The sequence below is a fragment of the Corynebacterium ureicelerivorans genome, from assembly GCF_000747315.1.
In the GTDB taxonomy this organism is placed as follows: Bacteria; Actinomycetota; Actinomycetes; order Mycobacteriales; family Mycobacteriaceae; genus Corynebacterium; species Corynebacterium mucifaciens.
The window spans coordinates 1,026,904-1,041,647 of record NZ_CP009215.1; the positions used below are offsets into that span (position 1 = coordinate 1,026,904).

Annotated in this window: 12 protein-coding genes and 1 pseudogene; 11 read left to right on the plus strand and 2 right to left on the minus strand. The window is 64.8% G+C overall.

Annotated features, from left to right (window positions below; translation table 11 throughout):
- The first annotated feature begins 43 nt into the window (after nucleotides 1–43).
- The 3 genes from CUREI_RS05185 (at nucleotide 44) to ilvC (ending at nucleotide 3,482) form a co-directional block, all read left to right on the plus strand.
- On the plus strand, nucleotides 44–1,870 hold the full coding sequence (locus CUREI_RS05185; RefSeq protein WP_038611213.1) for an acetolactate synthase large subunit: 1,827 nt from the start codon (nucleotides 44–46) through the stop codon (nucleotides 1,868–1,870).
- Between the two features lie 2 nt (nucleotides 1,871–1,872).
- Nucleotides 1,873–2,391 carry an acetolactate synthase small subunit gene (gene ilvN / locus CUREI_RS05190; protein ID WP_038611216.1) on the plus strand — a complete coding sequence of 173 codons (519 nt, stop codon included), beginning with the start codon at nucleotides 1,873–1,875 and terminating at the stop codon, nucleotides 2,389–2,391.
- A 74-nt stretch (nucleotides 2,392–2,465) separates the two neighbouring features.
- Nucleotides 2,466–3,482: a ketol-acid reductoisomerase gene (ilvC, locus tag CUREI_RS05195; protein WP_038611219.1), complete on the plus strand. Its 1,017-nt coding sequence runs from the start codon at nucleotides 2,466–2,468 to the stop codon at nucleotides 3,480–3,482.
- 135 nt (nucleotides 3,483–3,617) lie between these two features.
- On the opposite strand, the gene CUREI_RS05200 is transcribed toward ilvC, so the two are convergent.
- The gene (locus CUREI_RS05200) at nucleotides 3,618–4,118 is read right to left on the minus strand and encodes a hypothetical protein (protein WP_038611222.1); all 501 of its coding nucleotides are present in this window, start codon (nucleotides 4,116–4,118) and stop codon (nucleotides 3,618–3,620) included.
- 268 nt (nucleotides 4,119–4,386) lie between these two features.
- Here CUREI_RS05200 and CUREI_RS05205 point away from each other — a divergent pair, with 268 nt between their 5' ends.
- The 7 genes and pseudogenes from CUREI_RS05205 (at nucleotide 4,387) to CUREI_RS05235 (ending at nucleotide 12,330) form a co-directional block, all read left to right on the plus strand.
- The gene (locus CUREI_RS05205; protein ID WP_038611225.1) at nucleotides 4,387–5,298 is read left to right on the plus strand and encodes a cation diffusion facilitator family transporter; all 912 of its coding nucleotides are present in this window, start codon (nucleotides 4,387–4,389) and stop codon (nucleotides 5,296–5,298) included.
- 15 nt (nucleotides 5,299–5,313) lie between these two features.
- Complete coding sequence (locus tag CUREI_RS05210; protein ID WP_038611227.1) at nucleotides 5,314–7,077, plus strand: DUF262 domain-containing protein; 1,764 nt, start codon at nucleotides 5,314–5,316, stop codon at nucleotides 7,075–7,077.
- Nucleotides 7,077–7,943 carry a hypothetical protein gene (locus CUREI_RS05215; protein ID WP_038611230.1) on the plus strand — a complete coding sequence of 289 codons (867 nt, stop codon included), beginning with the start codon at nucleotides 7,077–7,079 and terminating at the stop codon, nucleotides 7,941–7,943. Before CUREI_RS05210 ends, CUREI_RS05215 begins: the two co-directional genes overlap by 1 nt.
- A 10-nt stretch (nucleotides 7,944–7,953) precedes the next feature.
- A pseudogene (locus CUREI_RS05220) lies at nucleotides 7,954–8,934 on the plus strand (hydroxyacid dehydrogenase); the annotation flags it as partial.
- 54 nt (nucleotides 8,935–8,988) lie between these two features.
- Nucleotides 8,989–10,005, plus strand: coding sequence for a 3-isopropylmalate dehydrogenase (locus CUREI_RS05225; protein ID WP_038611232.1), 1,017 nt, complete (start codon nucleotides 8,989–8,991; stop codon nucleotides 10,003–10,005).
- 10 nt (nucleotides 10,006–10,015) lie between these two features.
- Nucleotides 10,016–11,476 carry a hypothetical protein gene (locus CUREI_RS05230; RefSeq protein WP_038611235.1) on the plus strand — a complete coding sequence of 487 codons (1,461 nt, stop codon included), beginning with the start codon at nucleotides 10,016–10,018 and terminating at the stop codon, nucleotides 11,474–11,476.
- A gap of 62 nt (nucleotides 11,477–11,538) precedes the next feature.
- Nucleotides 11,539–12,330, plus strand: coding sequence for a fumarylacetoacetate hydrolase family protein (locus CUREI_RS05235; protein WP_084768193.1), 792 nt, complete (start codon nucleotides 11,539–11,541; stop codon nucleotides 12,328–12,330).
- Nucleotides 12,331–12,338: 8 nt separating this feature from the next.
- On the opposite strand, the gene CUREI_RS05240 is transcribed toward CUREI_RS05235, so the two are convergent.
- Nucleotides 12,339–13,454 (minus strand): isochorismate synthase, encoded by a 1,116-nt coding sequence (locus tag CUREI_RS05240; protein ID WP_038611252.1) that lies wholly within the window; start codon nucleotides 13,452–13,454, stop codon nucleotides 12,339–12,341.
- Nucleotides 13,455–13,539: 85 nt separating this feature from the next.
- Here CUREI_RS05240 and CUREI_RS05245 point away from each other — a divergent pair, with 85 nt between their 5' ends.
- On the plus strand, nucleotides 13,540–14,634 hold the full coding sequence (locus tag CUREI_RS05245) for an alpha/beta hydrolase family esterase (RefSeq protein WP_144242416.1): 1,095 nt from the start codon (nucleotides 13,540–13,542) through the stop codon (nucleotides 14,632–14,634).
- The last annotated feature ends 110 nt before the right edge of the window (nucleotides 14,635–14,744 follow it).

A 14,744-nucleotide genomic window follows, 5' to 3' on the forward strand; every position in this document is an offset into this window, starting at 1 on the left:
TCGCGATGTAGACGATTTTGGACCGAGCAAGGAGCCTTCAACCGTGGCAGCTTCAGAGAAACGAAAGCCCGAACGCATCACAGGCGCGGACGCCGTCGTTCGCAGTCTTGAGGAACTTGGCACGGAGATGGTGTTTGGTCTACCCGGCGGCGCGGTGCTTCCGCTTTACGACGCGCTGTTTCGCGCCCGGAAGCTGCGGCACGTGCTGGTGCGCCACGAGCAGGGAGCGGGCCACGCAGCTGAGGGGTACGCGGTCGCGTCCGGCAAGGTTGGCGTCTGCATCGCCACCTCCGGGCCCGGGGCGACGAATCTGGTGACGCCAATTGCAGACGCGTACCTGGACTCCGTGCCGATGGTGGCAATCACCGGACAGGTTGGCTCGCCGCTGCTAGGCACCGACGCGTTCCAAGAGGCGGACATCCGCGGAATCACCATGCCAATCACTAAGCACAACCTCATGGTGACCAAGGCAGAAGACATTCCCCGGGCGATCGCCGCCGCCTTTCACATCGCATCCACCGGGCGGCCGGGCCCGGTGCTGGTGGACATCCCGAAGGACGTCCAAAACGCTGAGATCGATTTCACCTGGCCGCCGGTGGTCGACCTGCCGGGATACAAGCCGAACACGAAACCGCACAACCGCCAGATCGCGCAGGCGGCGAAGATGATCGCCCAGGCCGAGCGGCCGGTGCTCTACATCGGCGGCGGCGTGGTGAAGGCGAACGCCCACAAGCAGCTCGCCGAGTTCGTGGAGGCCACGGGCATCCCGGTGGCAACCACGCTGATGGCGCTCGGTGCGTTCCCGCAGTCCCACCCGCTGTACCTGGGCATGCCGGGCATGCACGGCATGGTGCCCGCCGTCGGCGCCTTCCAAGAATCGGATCTGCTAATCGCCATCGGCGCGCGTTTCGACGACCGCGTCACGGGCGACACTGACACGTTCGCCCCCCACGCAAAGGTAATCCACGCTGACATCGACCCTGCAGAGGTGGGCAAGATCCGTGCCGTGGATGTCCCGATTGTCGGCGACGCCAAGCGCGTTTTGTCCGAGCTGACGGACTATTTCGTGGAGAGCGGCAAGGTCAAGGCCCCCAGCATCGATCCGTGGGTCGCGCGCCTGCGGGATCTGAAGGAGCGGTTCCCCCGCGGCTACGAGCCGAATGCGGACGGCTCGCTCGCTCCGCAGTTCGTTCTCGAGACGCTGTCGAAGGTTGCCGGGCCCGACGCAATTTACGTTTCCGGCGTGGGGCAGCACCAAATGTGGTCCGCGCAATTCATCGACTACGAAAAGCCCCGGCACTGGATCAACTCCGGCGGCGCGGGCACGATGGGTTTCTCCATCCCCGCTGCCATGGGCGCGAAGGCGGCCAATCCGGACGCGGAGGTGTGGGCCATCGACGGCGACGGCTGTTTCCAGATGACCAACCAGGAGATCACCACCGCCGCGCTGGAGGGGTTCCCCATCAAGGTGGCACTCATCAACAACGGCAACCTGGGCATGGTGCGCCAGTGGCAAACCCTGTTCTACGAGGGCAACTATTCGCACACGAAGCTCGGCGGCGAAGTCTACGTCCCGGATTTTGTGAAGCTGTCTGAGGCGCTTGGTGCCGTGTCCTTCCGCGTCACATCCGCGGACGAGGTGGAGGACGCGATCCAACGCGCCCGCGAGATTAACGATCGCCCCGTGGTGGTGGAATTTGTCGTGGGAGAGGACTCCCAAGTCTGGCCGATGATCGCGGCAGGCACCTCCAACTCCGAGATCGAGTACGCGCGCGGCCTGCGCCCGTTCTTCGGCGAGGAGGAGTCCGCGGCCGAGACGCCTGAGGCCATCAACGACACCATCGAAGCCCTCGAGCAGGAGGAGAACTAAACATGGCTGAGCAAGAAACCATCACCCGCCACACGCTGTCTGTGCTCGTTGACGACGTCGACGGCATCATCACCCGCGTCACCGCGCTGTTCACGCGCCGGGGCTACAACCTGGTGTCGCTCGTTTCCGCGAAGACGGCGGCAGAGGGTATCAACCGCTTGACGGTGGTCGTCGACGCGACGGAGCACGCTGTCGAGCAGATCACCAAGCAGCTCTACAAGCTCATCCAGGTGCACAAGGTGCTTGAGCTTGACGACGCCACGTCGGTGGGCAGGCAGCTGCTTTTGGTCAAGGTGAAGGCGGACAACCTGACGCGCCCGCAGGTGGTGGATGCTGCGAACCTCTTCCGTGCGCGCGTGATCGACGTGTCGGTTGACTCGGTAATCATCGAGGCCACCGGCAACTCCGCCAAGCTGAAGGCGTTCCTCGAGGTGATGGAAACCTTCGGCATTCGCGAACTCGCTCGCTCTGGCGCTGTCGCGCTTTCGCGCGGGGCCAAGACGATGGCAAAGGGCGACTAAATCCGCAACCCCAGATGGCGGTTGTGTCATAATGTGAAATGACCGTCTCACAATTTGAAGGAAGTGACGTATACATGGCAATCGACGTGCTTTACGACAACGACGCAGACCTGTCCCTGATCCAGGGCAAGAAGGTCGCGATCATCGGCTACGGCTCCCAGGGCCACGCGCACGCGCAGAACCTGCGCGAGTCTGGCGTTGAGGTTGTCGTCGGCCTGCGAGAGGGCTCCAAGTCCGCCGAGAAGGCGCGCGAAGCTGGCTTCGAAGTCAAGACCAACGCTGACGCGGCTGCGTGGGCGGACGTCATCATGGTGCTGGCCCCGGATACCTCCCAGGCGCAGATCTTCACCGAGGACATCGAGCCGAACCTCAAGGATGGGGACGCGCTGTTCTTCGGTCACGGCCTGAACATCCACTTCGGTCTGATCAAGCCGGCAGAGAACATCACCGTCGCAATGGTCGCGCCGAAGGGCCCGGGCCACCTGGTCCGCCGCACCTTCGCCGACGGCAAGGGCGTTCCGTGCTTGATCGCTGTGGAGCAGGACCCGCAGGGCAACGGCCGCGAGCTGGCGCTGTCCTACGCGGCGGCAATCGGTGGCGCTCGTGCCGGCGTCATCCCCACCACCTTCGAGGCGGAGACCGTCACCGACCTCTTCGGCGAGCAGGCGGTGCTCTGCGGCGGTTTGGAAGACCTGATCATGAAGGGCTTCGAGGTGCTGGTCGAGGCGGGCTACGAGCCGGAGATGGCCTACTTCGAGTGCCTGCACGAGATGAAGCTCATCGTGGACCTCATCTACGAAGGCGGCATCGCGAACATGAACTACTCGGTGTCTGACACCGCTGAGTTCGGCGGCTACCTGTCCGGGCCGCGAGTGATCGACGACGGTGCCAAGGACCGGATGCGCGACATCCTCAAGGACATCCAGGACGGCACCTTCACCAAGCGTCTGGTGGCCAACGTCGAGGGCGGGAACAAAGAGCTTGAGGGCCTGCGCGAGAAGGTTGCGCAGCACCCGATTGAAAAGACCGGCGCGCAGCTTCGCGACATGATGAGCTGGGTGAAGAACCCGCTCACCGACACTGCTCGCTAACCCCCTTTTCAGCGAACGTTTCACGGCGGGACCACTCCGGTCCTGCCGTGTTTTGCTGCCCGGGTCGGCAGAAACAAGAAACCCCGCGCGCCCGAGGGGCTGCGCGGGGTGGTCTCGTCGACGAGGGTGGTGCGACTAGTTGGTCGCCGGGGCCTCGGACGGTGCGAGGGTGTCGGTGACCTCATCGACGATCTCGGTCTGGGTGACCGTGTCGTCTGCTGCGTTCTCGTCGGCAGCGGAGGACTCGGTTGCGGCGTCGTCCTCGACGGTGGTGGTCTCAGAGACAACCTCGGTAGCCGCGGTGGTGGTGGAAGTTTCGGTGGTGCCCTCGTCGTCGTTGTCGGAGAACAGCGACCACAGCAGCCACAGCAGCAGCAGGGCGACGATGATCCCGAGCAGCCACTTCCACCAGCCGCCGCCGTTGTTCTCCTCGGTCACAGCGGTGGAGCCGGAGGTCGAGCGAGCTGGGGTAGCGGTGGTGCGCTCGGTGTTGGTGCCCTGAACGCGCGTGGTGCCGGCCGGGTCGACGTCCGCGTCCTTGGCGCCACGAAGGTCGTTAACCTTGTCTTCGCCAAAGTCCTTTGCGCCGTTGGCGATGTCCTTGGGGTTGCGGTTCGGATCGTTCGGGTTCGTCATCCTAAATTCCTTTCGTGCTAATTCACATGCTGGCTAGCGTCCGCGAAGGCCGCGTGGCTGCGCCAGCATTCTCCGTGAACACCCACCAATTGTAACAAAGAACTGGCAGTTGCCTCCGCGAATCGTGTGGTAATCCGAGCCAGGCCGGCGGTGTTTTCGCTGTACTTGCAGCTGCAAGGGGTGTTACTGCAGTGATTTTCAATTAGTTGTCAATAAGGATTGCGTCGGATACCGTTGGTCGTCGATACGCATTGCGAAAGGAGCTCGTATGCACGACCATGCCCACCATCACGGTCAACACGGACACGGTGGCCCGGCAGCTTCCCGGCGAGCGTTGAGCGCGGCACTCGGCATCACTGGGGTCGTCTTTGTTGCGGAAGTTGTCGGCGGCGTGCTTTCCGGGTCGATGGCGCTTCTGGCCGACGCGATGCACATGCTTTCCGATGCCGCGGGGTTGATCATCTCCCTCGTTGCCATCGTTGTGGGGCAGCGGGCTGCGTCGTCGACGGCGACGTACGGTCACCGGCGGGTCGAGGTGCTGGCGGCACTGATCAACGCGGTCGCGGTGCTGTCTATCTCAGTATGGATCGTCGTCGAAGCGGTGCGGAGGCTGCGAGACCCGCAGCCCGTGGAAACCGGCCCAATGATGGTGATCGCCGTGATCGGTTTGCTTGCCAACGCCGCCTCCGCATGGGTGCTATCGCGTCACCGCGAGGGGTCCATCAACGTGCAGGGTGCGTACCTGCATGTGCTTGTGGATATGTTCGGCTCGGTGGCAGTGTTGGCCGCCGGAGCAGTGATCGCGCTCACCGGGTTTACTGGGGCCGACGTGATTGCTTCGCTTGTCATCGCCGCGCTGGTGCTACCGCGCGCCTGGCAGCTGATGGTGCGCTCTGCACGCGTCATGCTGGAGCACGTGCCGACTGGCTTCGATGTCGCAGAGGTGGAGCGGGCGCTCGGTAATGTCGGCGGCGCCGCGGGAACCCACGACCTGCACCTATGGTCGCTTGACGGGGTGAGTGTGATCGCCACCGTCCACGTCGTAGCCGCTCCCGGGGTGGATAGGGACCTGCTCTTAGACCGCGTCCAACACGCTTTGGCTGGCCTCGGGGTGGAGCACGCCACAGTGCAAATTGAGCCTCCGGAGCACATCTCGCACGAGACGGTGTGCGAACTCTGATCTACCCTTGGCTCCATGGGTTTCACCACGCCGAGCTACTCGCTGACAGATCTCTTTTCCCGCGCGGAAAAGGCCGAGCTGCAGTTGCCTGATTTTCAGCGCGATTATGTGTGGGACGTTGACAGAGTCCGCGCCCTGATCACCTCGGTACTTCGCGGGTACCCCATCGGTTCCTTTCTCGCGCTGGACACGCGCAAGGCCCAACAGCGGTTCAGGCCGCGCCCCCTCGAAGGGGTCGAGCCGCGCGGTGTGGCGCCGGGCCTTTTGCTGCTGGACGGCCAGCAACGGCTCACCTCGCTCTACCAGGCGTTCACTCACGGCGGCGAGGTGCGCACGGTGGATTACCTGGGCAGATCTATTCGCCGCCGGTTCTTCGTCGACGTGCGCGCTGCCGTTGCTGCGGAGCCGATGCCGGTGGAAGCCGTGTTCGCGGTCGACGAAGACGGCGTCGTGCGCTCCCACTTCGGTCCGGCCGTAGACGAAGCGCTGACATCCAGTGAGGCATATATTCGCAACGGCGTCATCCCGGTGAGCATCCTGCTGCGACACGAGGGGAATGACCTGCTGGTGGACATGGCTGCCCAAACCCAAGACGAGGAGCTGCGCGACGCCGTCAAGCGCTTTATCAACCAGGTCTTGCGGGGGCTGCCGGCTTACGACGTGCCGATGACCCGCGTGGACCGCGATACCGCGCAGGCGGGGGTGGGGCAGATATTCGCCTTTTCCAACTCCGCGGGTGTGCAGATGGATGTCTTTGAGCTGCTCACCGCGGTCTTCGCGGCCGAGGACCCTGGGTTCAGGCTGGCGGAGCACTGGGCCCTGATGGAGGAGCAGCTCCGCGCTCACCCCGTGCTGGACGGCGTGGGGCGCGTGGAGTTTCTCCGCGCTTTGTCTTTGCTGCTGACCAGCCGGCACGGCCCCGCGCTCGGTCACAGGGGCGACATTTTGAACATCTCGCTCGGGGATTACCGGCAGCACGCGGGGGAGATGGTGGCGGGCTTCATCGCCGCAGCGGCATTCTTGGAGCAGCGGCATATCGTTACGCCGGACCAGGTACCGTACTCCGCGCAGCTGATCCCGCTGGCGGTGATCCTGGCGAGGCTGGCGGAGGATCCCGGTGCGCTCGAGGGCGATGGCGCCGAAGACCGTCTGAATCGGTGGTTTTGGTCCGGCGTATTCGGGGAACTCTACGGCGCTCACGCGCCAACGATCCGTATCGGCCTCGATGTAGCGGAAGTCACCCCGTGGCTGCGGGGAGAGACCGAGCAGCTTCCCCGGACCGTCGCGGACGCGCGTTTCCACGAGGCACGCCTGTGCAGCGCCGGTCCTGATAGCGGGGTGTACCGCGGGATGTACGCGCTGCTCATGGCTCGGGGCGCCCGAGATTGGCGCACAGCGCAGCCCTTTACTGCCGAGACAGCGCCCGAGCTGCAGCCACGGTTCCACCGTGTGTTCCCGCGGGAGTACCTGCTTACAGCGGGCCTCGCTGATACGCAGCTGGCGGATTCGGTGCTCAACCGCACGCCAATGGGTAGGCGCACCGACGTGGTGATCGAGCACAACGAGCCGAAGCGGTACTTGCCGCGCCTGCAGTCGAAGTCGCTGCTGGACGACCGTGAATTCGACGACCTGCTTTCCGGGCACGAAATGGATCCTGCACTGCTGCAGGCTTCTGACTGGGCAGGGTTTGTGGCGGACCGCCGCGAGCGTTTTGTCGGCATGGTCGAGTACGCCATGGACCGCCCAGCCATTCGGGATTGGGAGCTGGGCGAAGCGTAGTGGGGCCAAGGAAAACTACGGCGGCCGTTCTCGCGTGCGCCGCCGTCGCTGCAGGCGCGGCAGCGCTCACGGCATGCGCACCGGAGGCGCAGCTTAGCCCGCTAGAGCGCGCTAAAGGGGTGAACCAGTCCAAACACGTCGCGAAGCTGTTTGCGGATCAGCCTGAAGTGGTCGACGACGTGCTGGGCATCAAAACAACCAAGCTGTTTTTCCCCACGTCCGAGACGCTCATTCTCAGCGACGCCACCGTGGAGGCGCAGTTGCGGGCTGCGTCTATCGCGGTGGCCACCAACGCCCCGATGATGGTCTACGACCCTGGCCGCCACGCCGAGTACGTCAGCATGATCGCGGACATGCGCACCGTCACCGTGCTAACTGTCGGCGACGTGTCAATCGCGCCGTCGTCTGGCGCAGTCCGAGTGCGTAGAGACCCCGGGGGACTGCGGGCGCTGGGTGAAATGACTGCTTTGCGGTTTCAGGAGCGTGCCGTGGAAGACCCCGCAGACGCGGTGCGCGAGGTGGCCGCGCAGGACCAGCAAGAACCAACGTGGCTCCGGGCGGTGTGGGCGGACCCGGTGGTGTTGCCGGGCGCGCGACCGGATCCGTTTCCCATCCAGTCGCGCCGGGATGCCAACATGGCACCCCGCGTGGTGGCCACCTGGGAATCGTCCATCCCATCGGTGGCGAACGCCCGCAGTTACGGCGCAACCGTCACCGTCGTACCGCTCGCAGACCCCCGCCAGAGTGAAGAAACGCTCTACGCGATGGCCGGATTGTCGGACCTGCCGCTGGTGGCCCTTGGCAGCCAGTTTGGAAGCTCAGAGGAGCTTCAGCAGCGTATCCGTGAGGCGGAAGACGCATACTAGCCCGCTTAGTATAAGCGGACGCTTACCCTTCAAATCCTCTAAGGAGAACCAGTGCTCTCGCACACCAATCGTGCTCATTGCGGACCCACTCGCGCCGGAAGCAGAACAGGCCCTGGGCGAGGCGGTAGAAATCCGCCGCGTCGCCGGGACCCGCCGCCCCGATCTCCTTCAGGCGGTCCGCGACGCCGATGCGCTCATCGTCCGCTCGGCCACCACGGTGGACCGCGAGGTCATCGACGCAGCCGAGCGTTTGCGGGTCATCGGCCGCGCAGGCGTGGGCATAGACAACATCGACGTCGACGCAGCAGCCGCGCGCGGTATCACGGTGGCGAACACGCCAACGGCCAACATCCACTCCGCGTGCGAACACGCCATCGCATTGCTGCTCGCGGCCGCGCGCGCCATCCCGGCCGCGAACGCCTCCACCCATGCCGGGGGATGGGAGCGGTTCCGGTTCCAGGGCACAGAGATCTACGGCAAGACGGTGGGTGTTGTCGGTTTCGGCCGGGTCGGCCGGCTCGTCGCAGAGCGACTTTCGGCGTTCGGTACGCGCGTACTCGCCTTCGACCCGTACCCGGACCATGCTGCCGCCGAGGGCCTTGGCGTCGAGCTGGTGGATCTGGACGCACTCGTCGCACGCAGCGACTTTGTCTCCATCCACGTGCCAAAGACGCCTGAGACGCAGTCGCTTTTCGACGAACGACTGCTTCGCTCAGCCAAACCCGGGCAGATCCTGGTGAACACGTCCCGCGGCGGGGTGGTGGATGAAGCCGCCTTGGCTGCTGTCTTGCAGGACGGGCCGGTCGCTGCGGCCGGAATCGACGTCTTCACCACGGAGCCACCCCAGGACTCGCCGTTGCTGGGGCTGGACAACGCGGTGCTTACCCCGCACCTCGGCGCACAGACGCGTGAGGCGCAAGCAAGGGCTGGTGTGGACGTCGCACATGCGGTGCTGGCCGCCCTGCGCGGGGAAACGGTCCCGGGCGCGATCCGCGGATGATAGTGTGAACCCGTTTTCTACTATGTGGGAAAGGGATTTCAGAGTATGAAAATTGCTGTACTTGCTGGCGACGGAATCGGCCAAGAAGTGATGGCGGAGGGCCTCAAAGTCCTCAACGCTGTGCGCGATGATGTAGCGACCACCGATTTCGACCTCGGGGCACGCCGCTACCTGCGCAACGGCGAGCTGCTTACCGACGCGGACCTGGCAGCGCTCAGGGAACACGACGCGATCCTGCTGGGCGCCATCGGCGACCCGGCACGCGTGCCGGCCGGCGTACTCGAGCGCGGTCTGCTGTTGCCCTTGCGCTTCAAGCTGGACCATTACGTTAACCTGCGCCCCTCGCGCCTGTACCCGTCGTCAGTGAGCCCCCTGTCCAACGCGGGCGATATCGACTTCGTTGTGGTCCGAGAGGGAACTGAAGGACTCTACGCAGGAAACGGCGGCACCCTGCGCCAAGGCACCGAGCACGAAGTTGCCTGCGAGGTGTCGCAGAACACCTACCACGGCGTCGCACGTGTTGTGCGCTATGCATTCGAACTCGCCATGACGCGCCGCAAGAAACTTACCCTGGTGCACAAAACCAATGTCCTGGTTAACGCGGGTGGCCTATGGCAGCGCGTCGTTGATGAGGTGGCCGAGGAATTCCCAGAGGTGGAGGTGGATTACAACCACATCGACGCTGCGACGATTTACATGGTGCAGGATCCGCAGCGGTACGACGTCATCGTTACCGACAACCTCTTCGGCGACATTCTCACCGACCTCGCCGGCGCCGTCGCAGGTGGGGTAGGCCAAGCTTGCTCCGGCAACATCAACGCGTCGAAAGAGTTCCCGTCCATGTTCGAGCCGGTCCACGGCTCGGCCCCGGACATCGCGGGGCAGGGAATCGCGGATCCGACCGCGATGATTCTGTCCGTAGCAATGATGCTGCGCTTCCTCGGCGACGAGGACAATGCTGCGCAGATTGAGGCAGCGGTCGAGCGCGATGTGGCGGAACGCGAAGGCGCTCGGGTGCGAACTGCCGAGGTAGGTGACAGGATCGCCGCCGCACTGAAGTAGGCTGGCTCGCATGCATGTGACCCGCTCCATCCCCGCCGTACTCGCAGCAACCGCACTGGCATTGACCAGCTGCAGCAATACCGGGGAAGGGGGTGGGGGCGGCCCCGAGGTGCTGGAAACCAACGGGGACGAGGTCATTCAAGACGCGGACGGCACCGGCGTCGAGGTATCCCAGCGCCTCTTTGAATCTGCGGATACCGTCGTTGTCTCCGACAAGGAGCGCGACCAGCAGCTCAAGGCCGCCGCCATCGCGGTGAAACTGGGCGCACCCATGCTTGTGCGTCTGGATGGCGCCGACGCCGCCGTCGACGCCGAGATTGAACGGCTGGGGGCCTCGCGCGTTGTGACGGTGCCGGGCGAAGACGATGAGGTCTCCAGCACGGAGCCCGTTTCCTCGGCGGACCCGGAGGGCGACGCCGCGGCCATTGCCGGGTTGGAGCCGGGTAACCCTGAGGACCTGGTCCTGCCGCCGGTGTTCGCCACCGCGGCATCTTCCCGCGCGTCCGTTGCCACCGCGCGTGCCGCGGGCGCGGACGTCCAGGTGCTCGCCGCCGCTGACCCGCGTGCGACGTCGGAGAGCATGCGCACGGTCACTGAGCAGGACACACTCGCGCTAGGGAGCCAGTGGGGCTCGAACGAGAATTTCCAGGACCGTGCCGCCCTTGCTGGCAATGGCGAACTGCCCGGCGGCGGCGGGCTGGTGTTCCCGGGCCGCCGAATGATCGCGCTCTACGGTCACCCGTATGGCCCGGAGCTGGGCGTCATGGGGGAGCAGGACCCCGCCGCGGCAGTTGCTCTGGCGCAGCAGTATGCGGCGGACTACCAGCCGCTCGATGACCAGCCGATTGTTCCCGCGTTTGAAGTCATCGCGTCCGTCGCCTCTGAATTCCCGGGCGACGACGGCAACTACTCCAACGAGACCCCGATGGAGGATCTGGTCCCGTACGTGGACGCCATCGTGGACGCCGGGGGCTACGCTGTGATCGACCTGCAGCCGGGGCAGGGCAGCTTCTTAGAGCAGGCGAAGCTCTACCAGGATCTGCTGAAGCGCCCCAACGTCGGCCTTGCGCTGGATGCCGAATGGAAGCTCAACCCGGGTGAAGCCCCGCTGTCGCGCATCGGCAGCGCCACCGCCGCTGAAATCAACGAGGTGGCGGACTGGCTTGCCCAGCTCGTGCGCGACAACAACCTGCCGCAAAAGGCGCTGGTGCTTCACCAGTTCAACGTGGCGATGTTCCCGGACCGCGAAAACATCGTGACCGGCCAACCGGAACTGGCGTGGGTGCTGCACGCGGACGGCCACGGCGTCCCGGAGCAGAAGTTTGAGACGTGGGATGTGCTGCGCCAGGGATTGGACCCGAACTTCTTCATGGCGTGGAAGAACTTCATCGACGAGGATTTCCCCACGTTCACCCCGGAGCAGACCTACCAGGACGTCGAGCCGCGCCCGTGGTTCGTGAGCTACCAGTAGGGCTCCGCCACGGGGCGAAGGTCCGGGTAATGCCACTTTCGCAAACTTGTATGCTAAATCACATGCGTTTTGGACGAATTGCAACACCCGAAGGCATGACCTTCGCCGTCATTGATAACGAGGGGAAAACCGCCAAAGCAATCGCGGGCACCCCGTTCACGGAACCCGAATACACGGGCAAGGAGTACGCGCTGGACGATGTCCGCCTGCTCGCCCCGACCCTCCCGTCGAAAGTGGTGGCGGTCGGTCGCAACTACGCCGACCACGTCGCCGAAGTGTTCAAGGAATCCGCTGAGTATCTCCCGCCGACGATCTTCATCAAGCCCTCTACCGCCGTCGTGGGTCCTGGCGCCCCGATCAAGATTCCGGAGTTTGCAACCCGCGTTGAGTTCGAGGGTGAACTCGCGCTCGTTGTTGGCGTGCCGTGCAAGAATGTCAAGGCTGCGGACTGGAAGACGGTCATCCGCGGGGTCACCATTATCAACGATGTCTCCTCCCGCGACCTGCAGTTTGCCGACGGCCAGTGGGCGCGCGCAAAGGGCATCGACACCTTTGGCCCGATCGGCCCCTGGATCGAGACGGACCTGGGCGCGTTTGATTTCTCCAATTTGCCCATCAAGGCGCACCACACGCACGACGGGGTGACGCAGACGAAGCAGGATTCCAACTCGAACCAGATGATCAAGTCCCTCGGCGAAATGGTGGAGTGGGTCTCCGAATCTTTCACGCTCCTGCCGGGCGACGTGATTGCCACTGGCTCTCCGGCTGGGACCGCCGAAATGGTTCCGGGCGACTATATCGAGGTGGAAATCCCCGGCATCGGCACGCTGGGCAACCCGGTCGAGCGGGCGTAGCCGAAGCGCTACAGGCCAAGCGCGCGCATAATCGTGCGCAGCTTGGCCGACGTTTCGTCTAGCTCGGCTTGGGGGTCCGAGTCCGCGGTCAACCCCCCGCCCGCCCAGGCGCGGGCGCGGGTGCCGTCGCCGTTGACCTCGGCGCACCGAATCGCCACCATGTACTCGCCGTCACCAGCCGCGTCGGTGAAGCCCACAGCTCCCGCGTAGAACCCGCGATCAGACTCGGCGGTGGTGATTAACGCCTCGGCAGCTGCCTGCGGGGTGCCGCACACTGCAGGCGTGGGGTAGAGGCGCAGCGCCAGGTCCAGTGCGCTCGGGGCGGGGTCTTTCAGCACGCCCTCGATGGGGGTCGCCAAGTGCCACATCTCGCTGGTTTTTTCCAGTTTCGGGCGCTCTGGGATGCGCAACTCACTGCACAGAGGCTGCAGTACGTGGCGAATGTGGTCCACGACAAAGTGGTGTTCGTCCAAATCCTTCGCCGAATTGTAGAGCGCATCTGCTGCTGCGCGGTCTGCCACCGGGTTGGCCGGTACACGCGCTGCGGAGCCCGCCAGGGGAAAGGACCACACGCGGTTGCCGCGGCGGCGCACCAGCACCTCCGGTGAGGAGCCGACGAGGAAATGGCCGTCGCGACCCGACGGGGTGAGGTCCGCAATAAACCCGTCGCGGGTGACGGATAGATCGATCAGGCGCGCCGCGACCAAGCGTGGATCTACGGGAGGGTCGAAGGCGATATCCACCGCGCGGGCGAGGACGACTTTCTCCAGCGCGGAACCCTGAATCGTCGAGATGGCGGCCTCGACCCTGCGGTAGTGCTCCTCCGGGGCGGGGTCGACGTCGATAAGCTTTGCGCGCAACTTCGAGCCCTCGCCGACGCGATAGTAGGGGTGCGGCTCCAAAGGACCCGGTTCGCGGATGATGTGCTCCGGGACAGTCAGTGCCGCACGGCAGTCCTGATCGAATGGGAGGGCGCCGACAATCATCTCCGCCTCTCCGCGGTCGATCGCGTCTGCGGCTTCCCAGGCATCGTCGAACGTGTGCAGTGCTCGCTGCGTCCGTACTGAGCCGTCGCCGCGCGAGAGCAGGAAGTCCGGGGCGCTGTCGGGTCTGGATGTGCGCATGTGGCGTTACTCTATCGCGCAGTACCGCTATGCCACACTTCCGCATCGCTTGCTGGAACATGTGGGTACGTTTATTGTTGCCTGTGTGAAAATTGTTAAAACCATTGCGGGTGGCCTCGCGGCTCTTCTAGTAGCGGGCGGCGTTGCAGCTCCGGCACAGGCTGGTGCCCAGGACCTCTCCTCTCAGATCCCAGGCCAAGTCAATGCAGCTATCGACAACGCTAACCGAGCCGTATCGGACGCCACGAGCCAGGCAAACGCCGAGTGGAACAAGTTCGTGGACATGGCCAACCAGTCGCTGCCCAGCGGCTCGTCCCTGCCGCGCAACCCGGTCCAGGCCCCGCAGATTCCTCGCCTGCCAGCGCCGGCCCCGGTGCCCGCTCCGGCTGTTCTTCGCCCGTGGGCGCCGCAGGCGCCGGCCCCGGTAGCGAACGGCACCAACGGCGAAGTTCGAGCCGCAGGTCGCAGCTACCTCATCTGGGTGCCGCGCAACTACAACCCCGCGAACCCGACTCCTGTGATGGTGGGGTACTCCGCGTACCAGGACTCCACCGAGAATTTCCGCAACTACTCCCGGCTGCGTGAATCTTCGGTTGGGCGCGACGCCATCATCGTCTACCCGCGCGCAATCGGCGCTTCCTGGGAGGGTTCACCGACAGCGTCTACGGGCCCCGGCCAAGACATCGCGTTCGTGCGGGCCATGATTAATGACGTGCAGCGCTACTACAACATCGACCGCCGCCGCATCTACGCCACCGGCATGTCCACCGGCGGCGGTATGGCTGCGGTGTCGGCCTGCCACATGGCTGACCTGTTCGCGGGGGTGGCAGGTGTGTCCGGTGCCTACTATGCGCCGGTGAACCAGGGCTGCCAGAACCTGCCCGTCGCGTTCATGGCCCTGCACGGCATGAACGACACGCTCACGCCGTACTATGGCACCATCCGTCGTGGTGTACGCGTCATGCCGGTGCCGGAGCTGTTCGCCTCCTACTCCGCCCGCAACGGCTGCGGCCCGGGCCTGGACCGCGCCCCGGCTGGCAACAACGCTACCCGCGTTTCTGCCCGCGGCTGCAGCAAGGGCGTCGAGGTGATCCAGGTGCACGGGTCCAACCACTTCTGGTGGTACTCGCCGTCCGCTGCGGACGAGATGTGGGCGTTTTTGTCCCGCCACTCCAAGTAGGGGCTTGCCACAACGCAACCGGTTGCCTTCGGGCGGCCGGTTTTTCTGTTTGTGCGATATGTCCGGTGTCCCGGGCTGGGGCACAGATGGTGAGATTGGAATGGTGAGAA